We start from the raw sequence: 19,419 nt of genomic DNA, 5'->3' as shown, positions 1-19,419 counted from the left end.
ACGAGAGAGGTTGAACGGGGATGACGGAACAGGACGACTGGGAGCGGGAGTTCGATCATCGCTGGGCGGAATCGGCCGAGCACAAGGAGCCCTCCGCCCGGGCCCGGATGCTCGCCGCCCGCTGGAAGGAGAGCCCGCCGGACCCGGCGCCCTTCCGCGCCGACGCCGGTCCGGTGCCGCGCCGGGCGTCATGGGCGTCGACGGCCGTGGTGGTCGGCTGCGTGCTGGCGGTGATGGTGCTGATCGGGTTCGTACAGTTTCACTCTTCGTACTAGCCACGGCGCTCACAGGTAGCTTTTGCTGCTCCTAGGGCCATTCGGAACCACTCCATGGCCATCGGCAGGTGCACACTGGACAGCGGGACGAGTGCCTGACTGCGGGGTGATGCAAGATGCAGAGCCGGTTCCGGAGCGATCGACGGCTGACCATGCGCATGGGACTCACGATGTTCCTGCTCGGTCTGCTCTACGTGGGCTTCGTCGGGGCGTTGATCGTGCTGCTGAGGTCCTGGGTGCTGGTCGTCGTCGTGGTCGGGGCGATGTTCGTGGCCCAGTTCTGGTTCTCCGACAAGATCGCCATGTTCGCGATGCGCGGTCGGGTCGTGGAACGCGAGGAGTATCCCGAGCTGCACGCGGTGGTCGACCGGCTGTGCGCGATCGCGGACATGCCCAAGCCGGTCGTCGCCGTGTCCGAGCTGGACATGCCGAACGCGTTCGCGACCGGGCGCAACCCCGACCACGCCGTGGTCTGTGTGACCACGGGGCTGCTACGGCGGCTGGAGCCCGCCGAGCTGGAGGGCGTGCTGGCGCACGAGCTGTCGCACGTAGCGCACAAGGACGTCGCCGTGATCACGATCGCGTCCTTCCTCGGGGTGCTGGCGGGCCTGATCGTCCGGTTCGCCTTCTACTCCCAGGTCTTCGGGGGCCGCAGGGACCAGAACACGGCCGCCGTCATGGCCGCCGTACTGGCCGTCTCGGTGGCCGTGTACGCGATCAGCTTCATGCTGATCCGGGCGCTGTCCCGGTACCGGGAGCTGGCGGCGGACCGCGCGGCCGCGCATCTCACCGGCCGCCCGTCGGCCCTCGCCTCGGCGCTCACCAAGGTCTCCGGGGACATCGCCCGGATCCCGACCAAGGACCTGCGCACGGCCCAGGCCTTCAACGCCTTCTTCTTCACCCCGGCGGAGGGCAAGGAGCCGGGCCTGGAGCGGTTCTTCTCCACCCACCCGACCCTGGAGCAGCGCCTGGAGCAGCTGGGCCGGATCTCGGCGGAGCTGGGCGAGGCGGCCACCCCGGGGAAGGCGGGCTGAGCATTGGGGCTGCTGGATATCCTGCTGGGCCGTACGAAACCGGTCGCACCCGATCTCGACCAGCTCTTCGCGCTGCCCTCGGCGGCCGTGACCCTTCAGGCCGCGGCCGGTTTCGCGCCCACCGGGGGCGGGGCGGTGTGCTTCGCCACGGTCGAGGGGGCCGCGTTCGAGCAGACGCACCGGGAGGTGCAGGCGCTGCTGGACGCGGACACCGACCGGACCGGTCCGCCGGTGGAGCTGCGGCGGGACGACTACGGGTACTCGTGGCTGGTCTCCGAGCGGACGCCGGACCAGCTGGTGCAGCTGGTCAACGATCTGCACGCGGTGAACAGCGCGATGGAGGTCAACGGCTTCGGCCCCCAGCTGCTGTGCTCGCTGGCGGCCTTCCAGGACGACGGCGGCCGCAAGCTGGCCCTGGTCTACCTCTACAAGAGGGGCACCTTCTACCCCTTCGCTCCCCTGCCCGGTGCCGGGGAGCGGCGGGACAGCGCGCTGGAACTCCAGGTGAAGGTGACGCTGGCGAACGACCTGCGGATCGAGCAGGACCTGAGCCGCTGGTTCCCGGTGTGGGGCGCCCCCGGACTCTGACCGGGGACGCTCCACCGCACCACGTCCTTCACCTGCTCTTCTGCCGCTCCTGCCGGCGGGTCTCGAAGGGCCGTTCCCGGCGGTAGCGGCGCTCCCACTTCGCCTGCCGGTCGCGGCGCTCACGGTAGGCACGGTAGGTGTCCGGCGAGGGCGGGGTGCCCGGGCCGGGGGGTGGCGTGCCGGGGGAACCACGTCCGTGCGTCGCGTACACGTACAGCAGCGCGACGGCGGCGAGCCACCACAGGTGGTTTCCGATTCCGAGGATCACCAGGACGACGGTCCCGGACGCGACGATGCCACGCATGACGGACCTCCGTGGGGTGAGTGGGGCGGGGGTGGAGTGTGTCGGCTTCGTGCCGTTTGTTCAGCGTAGGGAGGCCGGGACATCGGCCGCATCCCGTTTTCCGCTCCGGCGTGGGCCCGCCGTGAGTGAATGGCCCCATGAGCGAACTGGCCGGTTTCACTTACGACTTCGAGGGCGAACGGCTGAGCGGGGTGAGCGCCGGGCCACCGGGCCGGGCCACGGCGGTACTGCTGCACGGGGCGGGCAACGGCAGCAAGCAGCGCCTCCTGCCCCTGCTCACGGAGTTCGCCGGACACGGCTGCCACGCCCTGGCGTTCGACTTCTCGGGCCATGGTGAGAGCACGGGCCGCCTCGCCGAGCTGAACCTGCGCCGGCGGTTCGAGCAGGCGGTGGCGGTGCTCGACGCACACGTACCGGCGGACGATCCGCTGGTCCTGGTCGGCTTCAGCATGAGCGGCCAGACGGTCGCCGATCTCGTGCGGCACTACGGTCCGCGGGTGGCGGCCGTCGGGCTGTGCGCGCCCGCCGTCTACGCCGCCGAGGCCTGGGAGGTGCCGTTCGGGAACGGCCAGGGCCGCTTCAGCGAGATCATCCGCACACCGGACCGCTGGCGGACCTCGCCCGCGCTGGAGGCGTTCCGGACGTACGAGGGCCGGGCGGTGCTGGCGGTCCCGGGCACCGACGCGGTCATTCCGCCGGCCGTGACCGAGGCCGTACAGGACGCCCTGTCCCAGCGGGCCCAGTACACCCGGCTCGAACTCCCCGAGGCGGAGCACCGGTTGGGGCTGTGGTTCCGCGACCACGCCGAGGACCGGCGCGAGTTGGTGGCGGAGCTGGTGAGCGGGCTCGACGGAGAGCAGGGCTGGGCGGCGACCCGGGCCTGGGTGGCCAAGCAGCTGCCCGCCGGCCGTACCGTCACGGACGCCCGGATGCTCCAGGGCGGCTGGTCGTCGCAGATGCGCGGGCTCACCCTCGACAACGGCGAGGAGCTGGTGCTGCGCACCTTCGTGAAGCCCTTCTTCCGCCGGCACGCGCCCGGGCTGCTGTCCCGGGAAGCCGCGGTCCTCGGGCTGCTCGCCGCCGAGGAGGGCGTCCCGGCCCCGGCCCTGGTCGCCGTGGACGCCACGGCCGAGCACTGCGGCCACCCGTCCCTGCTGATGACCGGGCTGCCGGGCCGGATCCGGGTGGACGAGGAGGACGGGCAGGGCGGTGTGGCACTGGACCGTCGGCTCGATCTGCTCGCGGCCCAACTGGCCGCGATCCACGCGGTGGTTCCGCCGGAGCGACCCCGCACCTACCAGGCGTGGACCTCACCCGAGAGCGTGCGCACTCCTGCGGGGGCGTTGTGGGAGCGCGCCGTGGACGTGATCCGCCGGGACCCGCCGCCGTACCGGGGGTGCTTTCTGCACCGGGACTACCACCCCGGGAACGTGCTCTTCACGGGCACGGGCGAGGACGTGCGGATCAGCGGGGTCGTGGACTGGGTGGAGACCTCCTGGGGTCCGGCGGACCTGGACGTGGCACACTGCTCGACCGCGCTGGCCCTGCTGCACGGCCCGGAGCACGGGCTGGCCTTCCGGGACCGGTACCAGCGGCGGGGTGGCCACGGCCTCGCCGACGGCCGGGACCATCTGTACTGGCGACTGCTGGACGCCCTCCACTACGCCTGCGGCGCGGAGAAACTGGCCGGACCGTGGCGCGGTCTCGGCCGTACTGACCTGACCCCCGAGGTGCTGGGCGCGCGCATGGAGGCGTATGTGCGCGCACTGCTGGAGCGCTACGGCTGAGCGATCCCGCAGGCCCTGCGGCGCCGGGCGCCCCCGTGCGGGGCGGGGCACCCGGCGCCGGTCCCGGGTGTCAGCGGCTGTAGCGCATGAACGCCCGGACCATGTGGCAGGTGGTGTCGGACGGCGGGCGCATGCCGATCTCCGCCGCCGTGCTGCGGATCTTGTCGTCGCGGGCCTGGGCCGGGAGATAGATGCCCGAGTCGAGCAGGGCTATGGCGAGGCGCATGGCCTTCAGGCGGCGGTTGTGGGTGACGTACCACTCGCGCGGCCGGCCGGCCGGCAGGGGCCGCTTCGCCACGGGCTCGTAGGGCGAGTCGAACAGCACGGGGTGCCGGGCGGTGGACTGGGTGGGCAACGGCTTCGGCTTCAGGGCGGCAGCGGGCACGGGCATCCTCCTGTCGCGGTCAGGGCACCGGCCGGACAGCCCGGCGACGCCCTCGAACACTGCTTCCAGTCTACTGCCGGGCACTGACAACGGCAGGGCCGCAAGGTCTGGCAAATCCCCAGCTCAGCAAGGAAACTGCCGTCGCGTCACGCCAGTTTCCGAAGTGGCGGATGAGCCGGCACCAATTCGAACACACCGCAGCTCGAACACACCGCAGCGCGGCAGCCGATGAGCCCCCGCACGGCAGGGACCGGCATCACCTGGCGCCGGCAGGCCTTGGCGTACCGTGTCCGGCATGGAAATCTGGATCAATCCGGCCTGCTCCAAGTGCCGCAGCGCCATCAGCCTGCTCGATGCCGAGGGGGCCGAGTACACCGTCCGCCGCTACCTGGAGGACGTGCCGAGCGCGGACGAGATCAGGGCGGTCCTCGAGCGGCTGAGCCTCGAGCCGTGGGACATCACCCGCACCCAGGAGGCCGACGCCAAGGAACTCGGGCTCAAGGACTGGGCGCGGGACGCGGGTACGCGCGAGCGGTGGATCACCGCGCTCGCCGAGCACCCGAGGCTCATCCAGCGCCCGATCATCACGGCCGACGACGGAACGGCCCTGGTGGCCCGCACCGAGGAGGCCGTCCGGGAGGCCCTCTCCCACGGCAAGGGCTGAGCCCGGCCCAACTCTCCTGTGGTGCAGGTCACTTCAGTGACTCCCGTGACCGCTGAGTCAGCCCGTTCGGTATCTCGTACATAGCGGCGTACGCTCCCCTACCTCTTCAGGAGGCGCGCATGTCGCGCAGGAGAACTCTCGGCACGAAGAAGAAGATCGCGCTGCTCGTCAGTGCCGCGGCGGTGGCGGGCGGCGGGGCCTTCGCGCTGGCGTCGACCTCGAACGCCGCACAGAGCCCGCAGAACGCCAAGACGCTGTCCGCCGGGAACTCGAACGTCTGCCAGGGGCTGGCCACGGCCCACGGCAACAACGACAAGTTCATCGCGGACCAGAAGGCGCACCCGGACGCGCAGTCGGCGGCCCGGATCGCCAACCGCGAGGCGGTCATCAAGCAGATCGAGGTCCAGCAGAAGGCGGCCGGCTGCACGGTTGGGGAGTCGGCTCAGGGCTCCCAGGCGGCGCAGAACGGCAACGGCCAGCAGGGCAACGGGCAGCAGGCGGGCCAGCAGGGCAACGGGCAGCAGGCAGGTCAGCAGGGCAACAACCAGCAGGCAGGTCAGCAGGGCAACAACCAGCAGGCGGGCCAGCAGGGCGCGCAGGGCGGCGCCGCGGGGAACAACGGCGCAGGCGCCGCCGCGGCCTCCGGCCAGCAGGTGTGCAACGGCTCGACCGTCACGCTCTCCGGCGAGGCCGGTGCCCCGGCGGCGTCCAGCAACCAGTTCCCGGCGGGGACGACCCTGAAGGTCACCAACCTGGACAACAACAAGTCCACGACGGTGAAGGTCACCTCGGTCTCCGGCAGCTGCGTCCTGCTCAACAACGCGGCCTTCGAACAGGTCCGGGAACCGGGCAAGTTCCTCATCCGGCACGCTCGGATCGAGAAGGTGGGGTGAGGCGCAACAGGTCCGCACTGCGGACAGGAGCCCGGTGACGGCAGGAGCGCCGTCCCCGCGCGCGGCATCGGGGCGCCCGCCCCGGCTGCCGCCTCCCCGCAGTCATGGGTCCTGCCGCTCGCGGCCACGAGCGGCAGGACCCTCCTCTCCGGCGCCCCCAGCGCGTCCGGTGCCGGGACACCGGCAGGGCGTGCAGCAGGTACGCCGCCTTGAACCCGGCGAAACACCGTGCCGGGTCCAGGAGGAACAGGCGGCGCACCTGGGCGGACGCCCACGGGGTGCGGTGCGGGGCGACCCGGCCGCCGTACGAGCGCCCGCCCGGGCCGGCGACCGCACGGGGGTGGCGGTCGGCGGCCGGGAGCAGGAGCAGCCGGGGCGCTTCACGGGGGCGGGCCGGGGGCGGCGGGTGCGCGGCGAGCGGGAACCGGTCGCGGTCCGGGGCTTCCCTGAACGGCGTCCGCGAGGCCGCGACGGCTGGCGGCCGTCCCCTCGCCACGTGAGAGGCGCCACAGAAACACCAGGAAACACGGGGTTCACATACGGGCAACGGCCGGGAAATCGCCTGTTGACAGGCTGCCGGGCAGATCGACGCGGCGCCCCGGTGCCGTAGCGCCGCAGCACCCGCACCGACGTGCGCCCGACACACCCCGAAGGAAGTGGCCCCGTGACCTTCAAGGCCGAGTACATCTGGATCGACGGCACCGCTCCGACGGCCAAGCTCCGTTCCAAGACGAAGATCATCACGGGTGCCCCGGCCGGTCTCGACGCGCTGCCGATCTGGGGCTTCGACGGCTCCTCCACCAACCAGGCCGAGGGCCACGCCTCGGACCGCGTGCTCAAGCCGGTCTTCAGCTGCCCGGACCCGATCCGCGGCGGCGACGACATCCTGGTGCTGTGCGAGGTCCTCAACACGGACATGACCCCGCACACCTCCAACACCCGTGCCGCGCTGGCCGAGGTCGCCGAGCGGTTCGCCGCGCAGGAGCCGATCTTCGGCATCGAGCAGGAATACACCTTCTTCGACGGCTCCCGCCCGCTCGGCTTCCCCGAGGGCGGCTTCCCCGCCCCGCAGGGCGGCTACTACTGCGGTGTCGGCGCCGACGAGATCTTCGGCCGTGACATCGTCGAGGCCCACCTGGAGAACTGCCTGAAGGCCGGTCTCGGCATCTCCGGCATCAACGCCGAGGTCATGCCGGGCCAGTGGGAGTTCCAGGTCGGCCCGCTCGCCCCGCTGGAGGTCTCCGACCAGCTGTGGGTGGCCCGTTGGCTGCTCTACCGCACCGCCGAGGACTTCGGCGTCTCCGCGACCCTCGACCCGAAGCCGGTCAAGGGCGACTGGAACGGCGCGGGCGCGCACACCAACTTCTCCACCAAGGCGATGCGTGAGGGCTACGACGCGATCATCACCGCGTGCGAGTCGCTCGGCGAGGGCTCCAAGCCGCTGGACCACGTCAAGAACTACGGCGCCGGCATCGACGAGCGCCTGACCGGCCTGCACGAGACCGCCCCGTGGGACAAGTACTCCTACGGCGTCTCCGACCGCGGTGCCTCGGTCCGTATCCCGTGGCAGGTCGAGAAGGACGGCAAGGGCTACATCGAGGACCGCCGCCCGAACGCCAACGTCGACCCGTACGTGGTGACCCGCCTGCTGGTGGACACCTGCTGCGCCGCGCTGGAGAAGGCCGGCCAGGTCTGATCCCCCCGTTTCCCGCAAGGGGCGCCCGCCGTCTTGGCGGGCGCCCCTTTTGTGTGCGGTGCGCTGGACGCGGACGGCGCCCGGCCGGCCTCGGCCACGGTGCTCGGCTCGCCACCCTGGTCCGGATGGTGAGACGATCGGCCCGCCCCTGCAGGCCGATGGAAAGCCGCTGATCAGGGGCGGAAGCCCGGCCGCGGACGGCATGCGCGGTCAACTTCCCGTCAGACAGGCGTCCAAGCAGTGAGAGAAGGGTCCTGTCCGCCGCCACCGTCTGCTTCAATGGGCGCATGGCCAGCTTCCAGAAGTACACCGCGACGGGTCGCCATGACCTCGAGCCCTTCTGGCCTTCCCGTCAGCACCACGACTTCGACCGGGTGTGTTGTCGCGCGACCGACGCGCGGGCCCAGTAAGCCGTAACCCCCGGCCTCCGGCCAGCGCGAAACGACGTACGTCCCTCCGGCGCCCCCGACCACGAATCGCGGCCGTCGCACCTCCCGACGAACCTCTCGCGCGAAAGAGCTGACCTCTCATGGCGACCACTCGTTCCCTCTCTCCCGCCTCCACCCTCGCCGCACCCGCCCGGCACCGGCTGCGCGCCGTCGACCGGGACGAGGTGATCGACGTCACGGACTTCCTGCCGCCCGGCGCCACCTGGCTGCCCGCGCCGCAGCACACCCTGCCCAGCCTGCCCGGCCAGCCACCGATGGTCGGCTACCTGGTGCTGGTCCCGGCCGACCAGCGGCCGCCGTTCCTGCCGGTCGCGGTGCCGGACCCGGCCGGGACGACCGCGACCGAGCCCGCGGCGGACACCGACCCGCTGCTGCGGATCGACCCCGTGCGGCGCACCGCCGGCATCGACGGCCGCGAACTCGACCTGACCTACCTGGAGTTCGAGCTGCTCGCCCACCTGGTGGCGCACCCGCACCGGGTGCACACCCGCGACCAGCTGGTCACCACGGTCTGGGGCTACGGCCACGTCGGCGACGGCCGCACCGTCGACGTGCACATCGCCCGGCTGCGCCGCAAGCTGGGCGCGCAGCACCGCCACACGATCCAGACGGTGCGCCGGGTCGGCTACAAGTACACTCCGCCGACGGGCCGTTGAGCGGTACGGCGGGCGGCGCTCTGCCCTCGGCAGAGCGCCGTGCCGCCCCGCGCCCGCCCCCGGCATGATCGGCGGCATGAGACTCCTTCTGCTGGGCGGAACGCAGTTCGTGGGCCGGGCGGTCGCCGAGGCCGCGCTCGCGCGGGGCTGGGAGGTGACCGTCTTCCACCGGGGACGGCACGAACCCCCGCCCGGGGCACGGTCGTTGCTCGGGGACCGAACCGCCCCGGGCGGCCTCGCCGCCCTCGACGGGGACGGCGGCGGCTGGGACGCCGTGGTGGACACCTGGTCCTTCGGGCCCCGTGCCGTACGGGGGTCGGCACGGCTGCTGCGGGGCCGTGCCGGGCGGTACGTCTACGTCTCCAGCCGGTCGGTGTACGCCTGGCCCGCGCCCGCCGGGGGCGCGGAGGACGCCCCGCTGGTCGAGGGCGCCGCCGCCGGCGCCGAACCGGCCGACTACGGCCGAGACAAGCGGGGCGGTGAACTGGCCGCCCTCGAGTCCTTCGGCACCGAGGGCTCGCTGCTGGTCCGGGCCGGGTTGATCCTCGGCCCGTACGAGAACGTGGGCCGGCTGCCCTGGTGGCTGACCCGGATCGCCCGCGGCGGCCCGGTGCTGGCCCCGGGGCCGGCCGGTCTGCCGCTGCAGTACGTCGACGTACGCGACCTCGCCGACTGGCTCCTGGGCGCCGTGGAACAGGGCCTGAGCGGGCCGTACAACCTGGTGAGCCCGCCCGGGCACACCACCATGGGCGAGCTGCTCGGGCACTGCGCCGACGTCACCGGCTCGGACGCCGAGCTGCGCTGGACCGACCCGGAGACGATCCTCGCCGCCGGCATCGAGCCCTGGACCCAGCTGCCGGTGTGGGTGCCGCCGGGCGATCCGGTGTACCGCGCCCTGCACGGCGCGGACGTGTCGCGGGCGGTGGCCGCCGGCCTGGTGTGCCGGCCGGCCGGCGAGACCGTGGCGGACACCTGGCGGTGGCTGACCGCGATCGGGGGCACGGCACCGCAGCGCGGCGACCGGGCGCCCGTGGGGCTCGACCCCGAGGTGGAGGCGCGGGTCCTGGCCGGTACGGGGGGTGTACCTGGCACCACCCCCCGGAAGGGGGCCTCGGGCGACTGACGCGCCGGTGCCGGGCGGCGAGACTTGTGCCATGACCACCGACATCGAGCGCGGCGCCTTCCGGACCCGCGCGCGCAAGGTCCTGCTGGCCGCCGTACAGGGCCTGACGCTGGCCGTGGCCGTACTGCCCTGCGGTGTGGCGTTCTTCTGCCTGACCCTGGTCTCCGTCGCGCTCATCCCGCTCGGCGTCGGGCTGTTCACGACTCCGGCGATCCTGACCGGGGTACGGGCCCTCGCGGACGTGCGCAGGAGGCTCGCGGCCGAGTGGTGCGGGGTGCGGATCCCGGCGGTGTACCAGCCGCCGCCCGGGACCGCCAACCCCTGGACGCGCACCTTCGCGCTGCTCCGGGACCCGCAGGTCCGGCGTGACGTGCTGTGGCTGCCCGTGGACTTCACGGCGGGCTTCGTCACCGCGCTGCTGCCGGCCCTGCTGGTGTGCTACCCCGTCGAGGGGTTCCTGCTGGGGGCCGGGCTGTGGCGGCCCTACGTGTCGGGCGGCGGTGACACCTACTGGTACGCCTTCGTGCCGGTCTCCGACCAGACGACCGCCTTCGGCGCGGCCGGGCTCGCCGCGGTGCTCCTCCTCGTCACCCACCGTCTCGTCCCGCGGGCACTGACCGCGCACTTCCGGCTGACCCGGGCCGTGCTCGGCGGTGACGCCGAACTCGCCGAGCGGGTGCGGGTGCTGACCGAGACCCGGCAGGACGCCGTGGACACCTCCGCCGCCGAGCTGCGCCGCATCGAGCGGGACCTGCACGACGGGGCGCAGGCCCGGCTGGTCGCCATGGGCATGGACCTCGGCACCATCGAGATGCTGGTGGAGCGGGACCCGCAGCAGGCCAAGCGACTGCTCGCCCAGGCCCGCAAGAACTCCGCCGAGGCCCTGGAGGAACTGCGCGACCTGGTGCGCGGCATCCACCCGCCGGTCCTCGCCGAACGCGGACTCGGCGATGCGGTACGGGCGTTGGCGCTGCGGCTGCCGCTGCCCACGGAGGTGAGCGTGGAGCTGCCGGGCCGCGCGGACGCCCCGGTCGAGTCGGCGGCCTACTTCGCGGTCAGCGAGGTGCTCACCAACGCCGTCAAGCACTCCGGCGCCGACCGGATCTGGGCCGACGTCCACCACACCGACGGCCGGCTGCGGATCACGGTGACCGACAACGGCAGGGGCGGCGCGGCGGTCGGCGCCGGTTCGGGTCTGACCGGGGTCGAGCGCCGGCTCGGTACATTCGACGGCGTCCTGGCCGTCAGCAGTCCCGACGGCGGCCCCACCATGGTGACCATGGAGATCCCGTGCGCGTTGTCCTAGCCGAAGACCTCTTCCTGCTGCGTGACGGGCTGGTCCGGATGTTCCAGGCCTTCGGCTTCGAGATCGCGGCAGCCGTCGAGTCCGGCCCCGAACTCACCCGTGCGCTGGCCGAGTTGCGGCCGGACGTCGCCGTGGTCGACGTCCGGCTGCCGCCCACGCACACCGACGAGGGGCTGCAGTGCGCGCTCGCGGCCCGCCGGGAGCGGCCCGGACTGCCGGTGCTGGTCCTGTCCCAGCACGTGGAGCAGCTGTACGCGCGCGAACTGCTCGCCGACGGCAGCGGCGGGGTCGGCTATCTGCTGAAGGACCGGGTGTTCGACGCCGAGCAGTTCGTGGACGCCGTACGCCGGGTCGCCGCGGGCGGTACGGCGATGGACCCGCAGGTGATCCAGCAGCTGCTGTCCCGGCGGACCGCCGACGACCGGCCGCTCGGCCGGCTCACCCCGCGCGAGCGGGAGGTGCTGGAGCTGATGGCGCAGGGCCGGTCCAACGCGGGCATCGCGGCCCAGCTCGTGGTGACGGAACGGGCCATCGCCAAACACACCTCCAGCATCTTCGCCAAACTGGGACTCGAGGTGTCGGACGACGACAACCGGCGCGTACTGGCCGTCCTCGCGCACCTCGACCGCGACCGCTGATTTCTGTGAAGTTCCGCTGCTCAGGCGGTGGTTGAGGTGCCTGTGGCGCGGGAAACCTCTGACTAATTCGTGAGACCCCTGAACACCTCCGAGGCGGCGTCCGTATGGAAGGACGCCGCTTCACTCCTGTCGGGCGCCCCGATGCTGCCCCGCTCGCAAGGAAGTCAGAGGAGTTCCATGGGACGCAACACACGCAAACGCCGTACGCCGCTGGCCACCAAGGCCATAGCCGCATCGGCGGCCCTAGCGCTCGGTGGGGGCGGGCTGCTCTGGGCGAACTACTACGCCTCGGCGCACGAGTCCCACAACCAGGCGTGGGGAGGCAACACCACCAAGGCCGCGTCGGCGCAGGTCGCGACGATCTCCTGCCCGGACGTCGGCCAGAAGCTGACGAACGTGCCCTCGCGGGCCCGTCAGGGCGTGGCGATGGAGCTGTCGAACCTCGACAAGCAGATCACCGAGGCCTACAACCGGCTCGCCTCCACCCGCAGCGCGCAGGCAGGCGACCCGAGCTTCGTGCAGAACGCGATCGTCGGTCCGCTCAAGGACAAGCGCGCGGCGACGATCGACCGGATCAGGATCGACGTCCAGCGCGTCGGCGGCACCTTCGACAGCTCGCTGTCCCAGCTCGCCGCCTGTACGACGCAGAGCGCCAACCAGACCACCGCGGGCGGCCAGAACAACGGCCAGGCCGGGGGCCAGCAGAACAACGGCGGCCAGCAGCAGAACAACGGTGGCCAGCAGCAGGGCAACAACGGCGGGCAGCAGCAGGGCGGCCAGCAGCAGGGCAACAACGGCGGTCAGGGCGGTGACGGCCCGGCCGCGGCGGACTTCGTCGACATCACGAAGGTCGCGCCCAACGTCCAGGGCAAGCCGGCCAAGCAGCAGAACGCCTCGACGGGCACGTTCGTCACGCGCTGCGGTGTGAACGCGAACCAGAACCACAACAGCGACAACGTGATCGTCGCGCCCGGCGTGACCAACGGCGCCCACCACGTGCACGACTACGTCGGCAACCAGAAGGTCAACGCCTTCTCCAGCAACCAGACCTTCCTGCAGGGCGGCACCAGCTGCCAGAACCGCAACGACCTGTCGGCGTACTACTGGCCGGTCATCCGCGAGCAGGACGGCACCCAGGAGAAGGACGCGAACGCGGACGGCGGTGGCAAGGACCTCAACGTCGGCAAGATCCTGGTCGCCCAGCAGGCCCAGATCAAGTACGTGGGCAGCCCGGCGAGCAAGGTCGTGGCGATGCCGCAGTTCCTGCGGATCATCACCGGTGACGCCAAGGCCTTCGTCAACGGCCCGGCCAACGCCAACGCGCACTGGAGCTGCACCGGCTTCGAGAACAAGGTGCAGCTGACCGACAAGTACCCGATCTGCCCGCAGGGCAGCAACGTGGTGCGCTCGTTCGCCTTCCAGAGCTGCTGGGACGGCCAGAACATCGACAGTGCCAACCACCGCACGCACGTGGCCTTCGCCGACCCCGCGAGCGGTGTCTGCCCGAACGGCTTCAAGGCGATCCCACAGCTGACGATGCGCCTGGTGTACAACGTGCCGCAGCCCGTCGTCCAGGCGGACGGCACGGTGAAGAACGCCTACGCGGTCGACGGCTTCCCGGAGGAGCTGCACAAGCCGATCACCGACCACGACGACTTCATCAGCGTCACGACCGGCGGTCTGGCCAACAGGATCGCCAACTGCATCAACAGCGGACGGAACTGCGCCTGATCATCTGATCCGGGCCGATGGACGAGGCCGGTGACGGAGCCCCCCTCCCGTCACCGGCCTTCTCCGTGTCCGCGCCCGCTGCGGCACGGCCGCCCCGGCAGCCGTGCCGATACGGCCGGCTCAGCCGCCGTGTCCGGAGTGGGCGGAGTGGTTCGTGCCGATCTCCACGTCCCCGCCGAGCGTGCCGCGCAGCGCCTTGACGGTGCCGTCGCCGCCGACGGCGACCCACTTGCGGCCGACGAGGTAGTAACCGCCGTAGTCCTTCGCGTCGTTGATCCACTCGCGCTGGCCGCGGTCGGTGGAGAAGGTGGCGAGAATGAACTTCCCGTCGGTGTTCGTGCAGATGGCCTGGCGGATCGTGTCGGCGTCGGTCTGCATGTCCGGCTTGCACTTCACCTCGGCGGCCAGGCTCTCCAGGCTGCCGGTCGCGGCGGGTGGTACCGCCTTGGTCTCCGTGCCCGCGCCGCAGCCCGCCAGCGCCAGTGCGGCGGCGGCGCCCAGCAGCAGTCGTGTCACCCTCATCTGTTCCTCCGGTCCTCGCGGCCCGAGCATGCCTCGGCTCCTTCGGATACGGACCCGGGCCGCCGTACGCTCAAATCCGGTGCCGGACGGGCACGGGTGTGCGAAAGTGCCCCGGTGAACGAGAACTGGGAAACGCGCGTGGCTGCCGCCTGGGCCACTCTCGACGACTGTCCGCAAGAGCGCGCGCACGAGTTCCGCGCGCTGATCGACACGCTGGTCGCCGAACTGCCGGACGGCAGCCCGCTGGGCCTGTTCGAGCAGGCCAGTGCCTGGGACTCGACCGGGCACCCGGACAAGGCGGTGCCGCTGTACCGGGAGGCGCTGGCGCGCGGGCTGAGCGGGGCGAGCCGGTACAAGGGCCGCCGGGCCAAGATCCAGCTGTCCAGCTCGCTCCGGAACTTGGGCGAGCCGGAGGAGGGCGTCAAGCTGCTCACGCCCGAACTGGACGCGCCCTCCGACGAGCTGGACGACGCGGTACGGGCCTGTCTGGCGCTGTGCCTGTCCAGCCTCGGCCGGGACCGCGAGGGCCTCTCCCTGGTCCTCGGCGCACTCGCCCCCCACCTGCCGCGCTACCAGCGGTCGATGGCCAACTACGCCCGCCTGCTGGTCGAGCCGGAGGAATGAGGCCGGGACGAGGCCGGGACGAATCACCCATCCGGCGGTGACCAACCCCCGGCTCGTTCGTTCTCCATGACGTGCAGTCACAGGATGTAGCCCAGCGTCACGCAGCCGCCTCCGCCGGGGATCCCGGCCCGGTCGACGTCGAGCAGGCCGAGGCCGCGCTCGTCGAGCACTATCCACGGCTGGTCCGGATCGCCTATCTGGTGCTGCCGCCCGGCCTCGGCCGGGGCCGCCGGGTGCTGACCGCACACGCCCTGGTCCAGCGCGCCCTGCCCCGGGGCCGCAGGCAGCCGTCCGCGCTCCCGGCCCAGGCCTCGGGCCGGGAGGGCGACCCCGGGTACGCGTTCCTGCGCGAGCGCGTCCTGCGTACGGCCCTGGAGGCGGCCCTCCCCCGCAAGGGCCTGCCCCGGCTCTCCCAGCTGCCGCCGCTGCTCCCCCAGGTCTGGGGCCTGCGGCTGTTCCCGCGCTCGGGCGGCGCCGACGAACTCGCCCTGGACCAGCGGCTCGCCGCCCTGTCCGGCCCGGCCCGCGCCGCCTATGTCCTGCGCGGCCTGGAGAAGCTGTCCGACGCCGACATCCGCAGGATCCTCGGCTCCGCCGGGGTGGCCGACCCGGGCGGCGCGCTGGCCTCGGCGAACGGCGTGCCCAGCCAGCCCGGGCTGCTCTCCTCGCCCGAGTTCGACCCGTGCTCGCTGCAGGCCCGCCCCACCGACCTGATGCGCCGCCGCCAGCACACCAAGGCCGCCCTCGCCGCGGCGGCCGCGCTCGCCGTGTGCGGGGCGCTGGTGCTGATGCCGGGCGGCGGCTGGGGCCCGGACGGCGCCGCCGCGCCCGTCTACGCCGGGAACCCGGCCAGCCAGGCCGCCCTCGACCCGGCCCGCCTCACCCGCGTCTCCCCCATCGCCTGGAAGACCTCCGCGCGCACCGACTTCTCCGTGTGGCCCGCGCGCGGCCCGCTCACCGGCGACCAGGACCTGCTGCGCCGCGCCCTCGCCGTGTGGGCCCGCCCCGGCGACACCGTCCGCGTCTCGGCGACGCCCGGCACCCAGACCGGCGGCCCGGCCGGCCCGCCCCAGCTGCTGTACGCGGGCCAGGTGGACAACGCCCGGGTGGTGATCCTCTACGACGGCCTGCGCGTCGCCCGCTACGCCGAGCCGGTGAGCGGCACCGCGGGCGCGGCCCTCGACCTCGCCCGCGTCGACGGCGCGACCGGCGCCGAGGCGAGCGCACTGGTGCTGGGCCGCTCCGACGACAACGTGCAGTACCTGACCGCACCCTGGGTGAAGAAGGCGGTGGCCCGGGACCTGATGAAGCCGGCCTCGCCCACGACCCTGCTGACCCTCGCCGACGGTGTCACCGCCCCGCTGACCAGCCCCGCGTTCCAGTCCGGCAGCTGCACCTCGTGGACCGTGCTGCAGCTGACCGGTGCCTCCGGTACCGAACTCGCCACCGACCTCGGCGAGTTGGTCCCGGCCCACCTGACCGCGGGCGAGCCCGGCGCGCCCGGCGAGGCGTCCGGCAGTGCCGGGCTGCACGCCTGGGCGCCGTTCGCCTGCTCGCTGGCGGCCGAGCGCTCGGCGGGCGTCCGCAGCGTCAACGCCTGGGCCTACGCCGAGCAGCCGCTGCCCGACGGCAGCGGGTCCGGGCAGTGGGTGTGCACCCGGGCCGAGACCTGGCGCGGTGACGGCACGGCCGCGCTGGCCGGGTTCCGCACGCCGGGCAGCCCGGTCGGCGCGATCGTCGCGAAGGGCACGAACGTGCGGGCCTGCGGGCCGCGTGATCCTCATGCGCTGGCCGGGGTGCTGTGGAAGTCGGCGGCCGGGCACTGGTACCTGCTGGCGGCCGGCAGCCAGGACACGGCGACGATCCAGGCGGGCGGCGGGATCACCGCGGCCGGGCAGGGGCCACTGCTCATGGCCCGGGCCAAGCAGGGGGCACGGGCCACCTTGAAGGGCACGCTGGACGACGGGCGGCCGATCAGCGGACTGCGGTAGCCCCGGCGGGGCACGGCCGGAAACGTTGTTGACACCGACGTAAACAAGGTGCGTCGCAGGGGTTCTCAGCGAGCCTACCCATCAGTACATTGACGCCATGTCTAACACGCAGGCTCGGGTGCCGCTCAAGGCACGCAAAGTGTCCTTCTCCTGGGACGGCACGCCGTTGCACTGGGTGCCGGGGGACCCCTTCACCACCCACACCATCAACGTGCTGCACCTGTTGCTTCCCGCGGGTGAGCGGTGGTTCGTGCACGTGTACAAGCAGGTGCTGCCGTACATCCGCGACGAGCGGCTGCGCGAGGACGTGATCGGGTTCATCGGACAGGAGGCCATGCACTCCCAGGCCCATGACGAGGTGCTGCCGCACCTGCGTGAGCAGGGCCTCGACCCGACGCCGTACACCGCGCAGGTCGACTGGTTCTTCGAGAAGCTGCTCGGCGACCGGACGCTGCCGCCGGGCAGGCCGCGCAGGTGGTGGCTGATGGAGCGGGTCGCACTCATCGCGGCGATCGAGCACTACACCGCGTTCCTCGGCAACTGGGTGCTGGGCGCCGGGGAACTCGACCGGCGCGGCGCCGACCCGACCATGCTGGACCTGCTGCGCTGGCACGGCGCCGAGGAGGTCGAGCACCGCTCCGTCGCCTTCGACCTGTTCATGCACGTCGACGGCAGCTACGGCCGGCGCGTACGGACCTGGGCGACGGCCTTCTCGGCGCTGGTGTTCCTGTGGCAGCGCGGGACGCGCTTCTTCATGGAGAACGACCCGACCCTCATCGACGGCAAGGCCGGCTTCAAGGACTTCTACGTCCGCGGCAGGCGCGGCCTGCTCCCCTCGACCCCGGACATGCTCAGGTCCATCCCCCGCTATCTGAGCCGTGACTACCACCCCTCGCAGGAGGGCGACACCGAGCAGGCCATCGCCTACCTGGCGTCCTCCCCGGCGGCCGTGGCGGCGCAGAAGAGGGCGGCCTGATGCCGAAGCTGCGTACCGTCGCGCTCGTCGCGGGCGCCGCCCTGCTCACCCGGGGTGCCCTGCGCCGCCGGATCCAGGTCTCGCCGCTGTGGCCGCTGCCCGCGCTGGAGGAGCCCATCTCGGGCCGGCCGCGTTCGCGGGCCCTCAGGCTGCTGGTGGCCTCGCGCGAGAGGGTGGCCGACGGGGTCGTCCAGCTCCGCCTCGAGGGGCCGGACCTGCCGCGCTGGGAGCCCGGCGCACATGTCGACCTGGTCCTGCCGTCAGGGCTCGTCCGGCAGTACTCGCTGTGCGGCGACCCCGAGGACACCTCCTCGTACACCGTCGCGACCCGGCTGGTCGCCGGCGGGCGGGGCGGCTCGCGGGAGGTGCACGAGCAGGTGACGGAGGGCATCGAACTGGAGGTGCGGGGGCCGCGGAACCGGTTTCCGCTGGTCGAGGCGGAGTCGTACGTCTTCGTCGCCGGCGGGATCGGGATCACCCCGCTGCTGCCGATGCTGCGGGCGCTCCCGGACAGCGCCGAGTGGCGGCTGCTGTACGCCGGGCGCGAGAGGGCCTCGATGCCGTTCCTGGTGGAGATCGAGAAGCTCGGCCGGGACCGGGTGACCGTCGTGGAGGGGCGGCCCGACCTCGACGCGCTGGAGGTGAGCGAGGGGACGGCCGTCTACTGCTGCGGCCCCGAGGGGCTCATGGCGGCCGTCGAGGCACGCTTCCCGGACGTCCGGCTCGAGCGGTTCGCGCCCCGGACGTCGTCCGACGGCAACGCCGAGTTCGAGGTGGAACTGCGGCGCAGCGGGCGCACGTTGACCGTCCCGGCCGGCTCCACCGTCCTCGCCGCCGTGCGCCGGGAGCTGCCCGACACGGCCTACTCCTGCGAGCAGGGATTCTGCGGGACGTGCCAACAGCGGGTACTGGAGGGGGAGATCGACCACCGGGACGAGTTGCTGACGGACACGGAGCGTGCCGACTCGATGCTGATCTGCGTATCCCGGGCCCGTGGCGATCGTTTGGTGCTCGACATGTGAACGCATGCGGCCGGAACCGATCGGTAAGGTGTGCGCATGAGTACCGGGGTTCGCCGCAGGATGGGCGTCGAGGAGCGGCGGCAGCAGCTGATCGGCGTGGCCCTCGACCTGTTCAGCCGACGCTCGCCCGACGAGGTCTCCATCGACGAGATAGCGGCGGCCGCGGGCATCTCGCGCCCGCTCGTGTACCACTACTTCCCCGGCAAACTCAGCCTGTACGAGGCCGCGCTGAAGCGCGCCTCGGAGGATCTCGCGGCCCGCTTCGGCGAGCCGCACGAGGGCTCGCTCGGCGCCCGGCTGCTGCGCGTGATGCGCCGCTACTTCGACTTCGTGGACGAACACGGTCCGGGCTTCTCGGCGTTGATGCGCGGCGGCCCGGCCGTGTCCGCGGACGGGATCGGCTCGAAGGAGCACGTCTCCACGACCAACGCGCTCATCGACTCCGTGCGCCAGGCCGCGTACGAGCAGATGCTCGCGCACCTCGGCGTCGCCGAGGCCTCCCCGCGTCTGGAGCTGGTCGTGCGCTCGTGGATCTCGCTCGCCGAGTCGACGGCACTGCTCTGGCTCGACGGCCGCCGCGTCCCGCGCGCCGAACTGGAGCTTCAGCTCGTGCACGACTTCGCCGCGCTGGCGGCGGTGAGCGCCGCCCACGACGAGGAGATGGCGACCCTGCTGAAGCAGATGGTGAAGGACGAGCCGGCCGACGGCCCCTTCGCGGAGCTGGTCGGCCGGATCGTCTCCCTCGCGCCCTGAGG

General features: G+C 72.4%; 21 protein-coding genes. 18 read left to right on the top strand and 3 right to left on the bottom strand.

Going from position 1 to position 19,419, the window contains the following annotated elements; all coding sequences use genetic code 11:
- Positions 1-20: 20 nt before the first annotated feature.
- The 3 genes from A6P39_RS29615 to pspAB all read left to right on the top strand — a co-directional run bounded on the left by A6P39_RS29615 (position 21) and on the right by pspAB (position 1,897).
- Positions 21-275 carry an SCO2583/SCO2584 N-terminal domain-containing protein gene (locus tag A6P39_RS29615; RefSeq protein ID WP_067053073.1) on the top strand — a complete coding sequence of 85 codons (255 nt, stop codon included), beginning with the start codon at positions 21-23 and terminating at the stop codon, positions 273-275.
- A 116-nt stretch (positions 276-391) separates the two neighbouring features.
- Positions 392-1,309, top strand: coding sequence for a zinc metalloprotease HtpX (gene htpX / locus A6P39_RS29610; protein ID WP_079133701.1), 918 nt, complete (start codon positions 392-394; stop codon positions 1,307-1,309).
- Between the two features lie 3 nt (positions 1,310-1,312).
- The gene (gene pspAB / locus A6P39_RS29605) at positions 1,313-1,897 is read left to right on the top strand and encodes a PspA-associated protein PspAB (protein ID WP_067053070.1); all 585 of its coding nucleotides are present in this window, start codon (positions 1,313-1,315) and stop codon (positions 1,895-1,897) included.
- 28 nt (positions 1,898-1,925) lie between these two features.
- Here the strand turns inward: pspAB and A6P39_RS29600 are convergent, their stop codons facing one another.
- Complete coding sequence (locus A6P39_RS29600; protein ID WP_067053067.1) at positions 1,926-2,201, bottom strand: hypothetical protein; 276 nt, start codon at positions 2,199-2,201, stop codon at positions 1,926-1,928.
- A 137-nt stretch (positions 2,202-2,338) separates the two neighbouring features.
- On the opposite strand from A6P39_RS29600, the gene A6P39_RS29595 reads away from it, so the two are divergent.
- Complete coding sequence (locus A6P39_RS29595; protein ID WP_067053064.1) at positions 2,339-3,988, top strand: alpha/beta fold hydrolase; 1,650 nt, start codon at positions 2,339-2,341, stop codon at positions 3,986-3,988.
- Positions 3,989-4,058: 70 nt separating this feature from the next.
- On the opposite strand, the gene A6P39_RS29590 is transcribed toward A6P39_RS29595, so the two are convergent.
- Positions 4,059-4,373 (bottom strand): hypothetical protein, encoded by a 315-nt coding sequence (locus A6P39_RS29590; RefSeq protein ID WP_067053061.1) that lies wholly within the window; start codon positions 4,371-4,373, stop codon positions 4,059-4,061.
- A 295-nt stretch (positions 4,374-4,668) separates the two neighbouring features.
- Here A6P39_RS29590 and A6P39_RS29585 point away from each other — a divergent pair, with 295 nt between their 5' ends.
- From A6P39_RS29585 to A6P39_RS29545, 9 genes are all read left to right on the top strand, one after another.
- Positions 4,669-5,037, top strand: coding sequence for an arsenate reductase family protein (locus A6P39_RS29585; RefSeq protein WP_067053058.1), 369 nt, complete (start codon positions 4,669-4,671; stop codon positions 5,035-5,037).
- A gap of 119 nt (positions 5,038-5,156) precedes the next feature.
- The gene (locus A6P39_RS29580; protein ID WP_067053055.1) at positions 5,157-5,930 is read left to right on the top strand and encodes a hypothetical protein; all 774 of its coding nucleotides are present in this window, start codon (positions 5,157-5,159) and stop codon (positions 5,928-5,930) included.
- Positions 5,931-6,594: 664 nt separating this feature from the next.
- Positions 6,595-7,626 (top strand): glutamine synthetase, encoded by a 1,032-nt coding sequence (glnII, locus tag A6P39_RS29575; RefSeq protein WP_067053052.1) that lies wholly within the window; start codon positions 6,595-6,597, stop codon positions 7,624-7,626.
- Between the two features lie 287 nt (positions 7,627-7,913).
- Complete coding sequence (locus A6P39_RS29570) at positions 7,914-8,036, top strand: hypothetical protein (RefSeq protein ID WP_331454164.1); 123 nt, start codon at positions 7,914-7,916, stop codon at positions 8,034-8,036.
- 119 nt (positions 8,037-8,155) lie between these two features.
- Positions 8,156-8,731 (top strand): winged helix-turn-helix domain-containing protein, encoded by a 576-nt coding sequence (locus tag A6P39_RS29565; RefSeq protein ID WP_067053049.1) that lies wholly within the window; start codon positions 8,156-8,158, stop codon positions 8,729-8,731.
- Between the two features lie 76 nt (positions 8,732-8,807).
- On the top strand, positions 8,808-9,854 hold the full coding sequence (locus A6P39_RS29560) for an NAD-dependent epimerase/dehydratase family protein (RefSeq protein WP_199840962.1): 1,047 nt from the start codon (positions 8,808-8,810) through the stop codon (positions 9,852-9,854).
- A 31-nt stretch (positions 9,855-9,885) separates the two neighbouring features.
- On the top strand, positions 9,886-11,160 hold the full coding sequence (locus tag A6P39_RS29555) for a sensor histidine kinase (RefSeq protein WP_067053046.1): 1,275 nt from the start codon (positions 9,886-9,888) through the stop codon (positions 11,158-11,160).
- Positions 11,145-11,798 (top strand): LuxR C-terminal-related transcriptional regulator, encoded by a 654-nt coding sequence (locus A6P39_RS29550; protein WP_067053043.1) that lies wholly within the window; start codon positions 11,145-11,147, stop codon positions 11,796-11,798. Before A6P39_RS29555 ends, A6P39_RS29550 begins: the two co-directional genes overlap by 16 nt.
- A gap of 177 nt (positions 11,799-11,975) precedes the next feature.
- The gene (locus tag A6P39_RS29545) at positions 11,976-13,529 is read left to right on the top strand and encodes a DUF1996 domain-containing protein (protein ID WP_067053040.1); all 1,554 of its coding nucleotides are present in this window, start codon (positions 11,976-11,978) and stop codon (positions 13,527-13,529) included.
- Between the two features lie 120 nt (positions 13,530-13,649).
- On the opposite strand, the gene A6P39_RS29540 is transcribed toward A6P39_RS29545, so the two are convergent.
- On the bottom strand, positions 13,650-14,051 hold the full coding sequence (locus A6P39_RS29540) for a hypothetical protein (protein ID WP_199840961.1): 402 nt from the start codon (positions 14,049-14,051) through the stop codon (positions 13,650-13,652).
- Between the two features lie 96 nt (positions 14,052-14,147).
- Here A6P39_RS29540 and A6P39_RS29535 point away from each other — a divergent pair, with 96 nt between their 5' ends.
- The 5 genes from A6P39_RS29535 to A6P39_RS29515 all read left to right on the top strand — a co-directional run bounded on the left by A6P39_RS29535 (position 14,148) and on the right by A6P39_RS29515 (position 19,417).
- Positions 14,148-14,675 (top strand): tetratricopeptide repeat protein, encoded by a 528-nt coding sequence (locus A6P39_RS29535; protein WP_067053037.1) that lies wholly within the window; start codon positions 14,148-14,150, stop codon positions 14,673-14,675.
- Between the two features lie 71 nt (positions 14,676-14,746).
- The gene (locus tag A6P39_RS29530; RefSeq protein ID WP_067053034.1) at positions 14,747-16,666 is read left to right on the top strand and encodes a hypothetical protein; all 1,920 of its coding nucleotides are present in this window, start codon (positions 14,747-14,749) and stop codon (positions 16,664-16,666) included.
- Between the two features lie 97 nt (positions 16,667-16,763).
- Positions 16,764-17,642 carry a metal-dependent hydrolase gene (locus A6P39_RS29525; protein WP_067053031.1) on the top strand — a complete coding sequence of 293 codons (879 nt, stop codon included), beginning with the start codon at positions 16,764-16,766 and terminating at the stop codon, positions 17,640-17,642.
- The gene (locus A6P39_RS29520; RefSeq protein WP_067053028.1) at positions 17,642-18,664 is read left to right on the top strand and encodes a PDR/VanB family oxidoreductase; all 1,023 of its coding nucleotides are present in this window, start codon (positions 17,642-17,644) and stop codon (positions 18,662-18,664) included. Before A6P39_RS29525 ends, A6P39_RS29520 begins: the two co-directional genes overlap by 1 nt.
- Positions 18,665-18,700: 36 nt before the next feature.
- Positions 18,701-19,417 (top strand): TetR/AcrR family transcriptional regulator, encoded by a 717-nt coding sequence (locus A6P39_RS29515; RefSeq protein ID WP_079133700.1) that lies wholly within the window; start codon positions 18,701-18,703, stop codon positions 19,415-19,417.
- Positions 19,418-19,419 lie beyond the last annotated feature (2 nt).

The sequence above is a fragment of the Streptomyces sp. FXJ1.172 genome (assembly GCF_001636945.3).
Lineage (GTDB): Bacteria > Actinomycetota > Actinomycetes > Streptomycetales > Streptomycetaceae > Streptomyces.
Note: the sequence above shows the minus strand (reverse complement) of the source record. Positions and strands in the feature narration are given on the sequence as shown.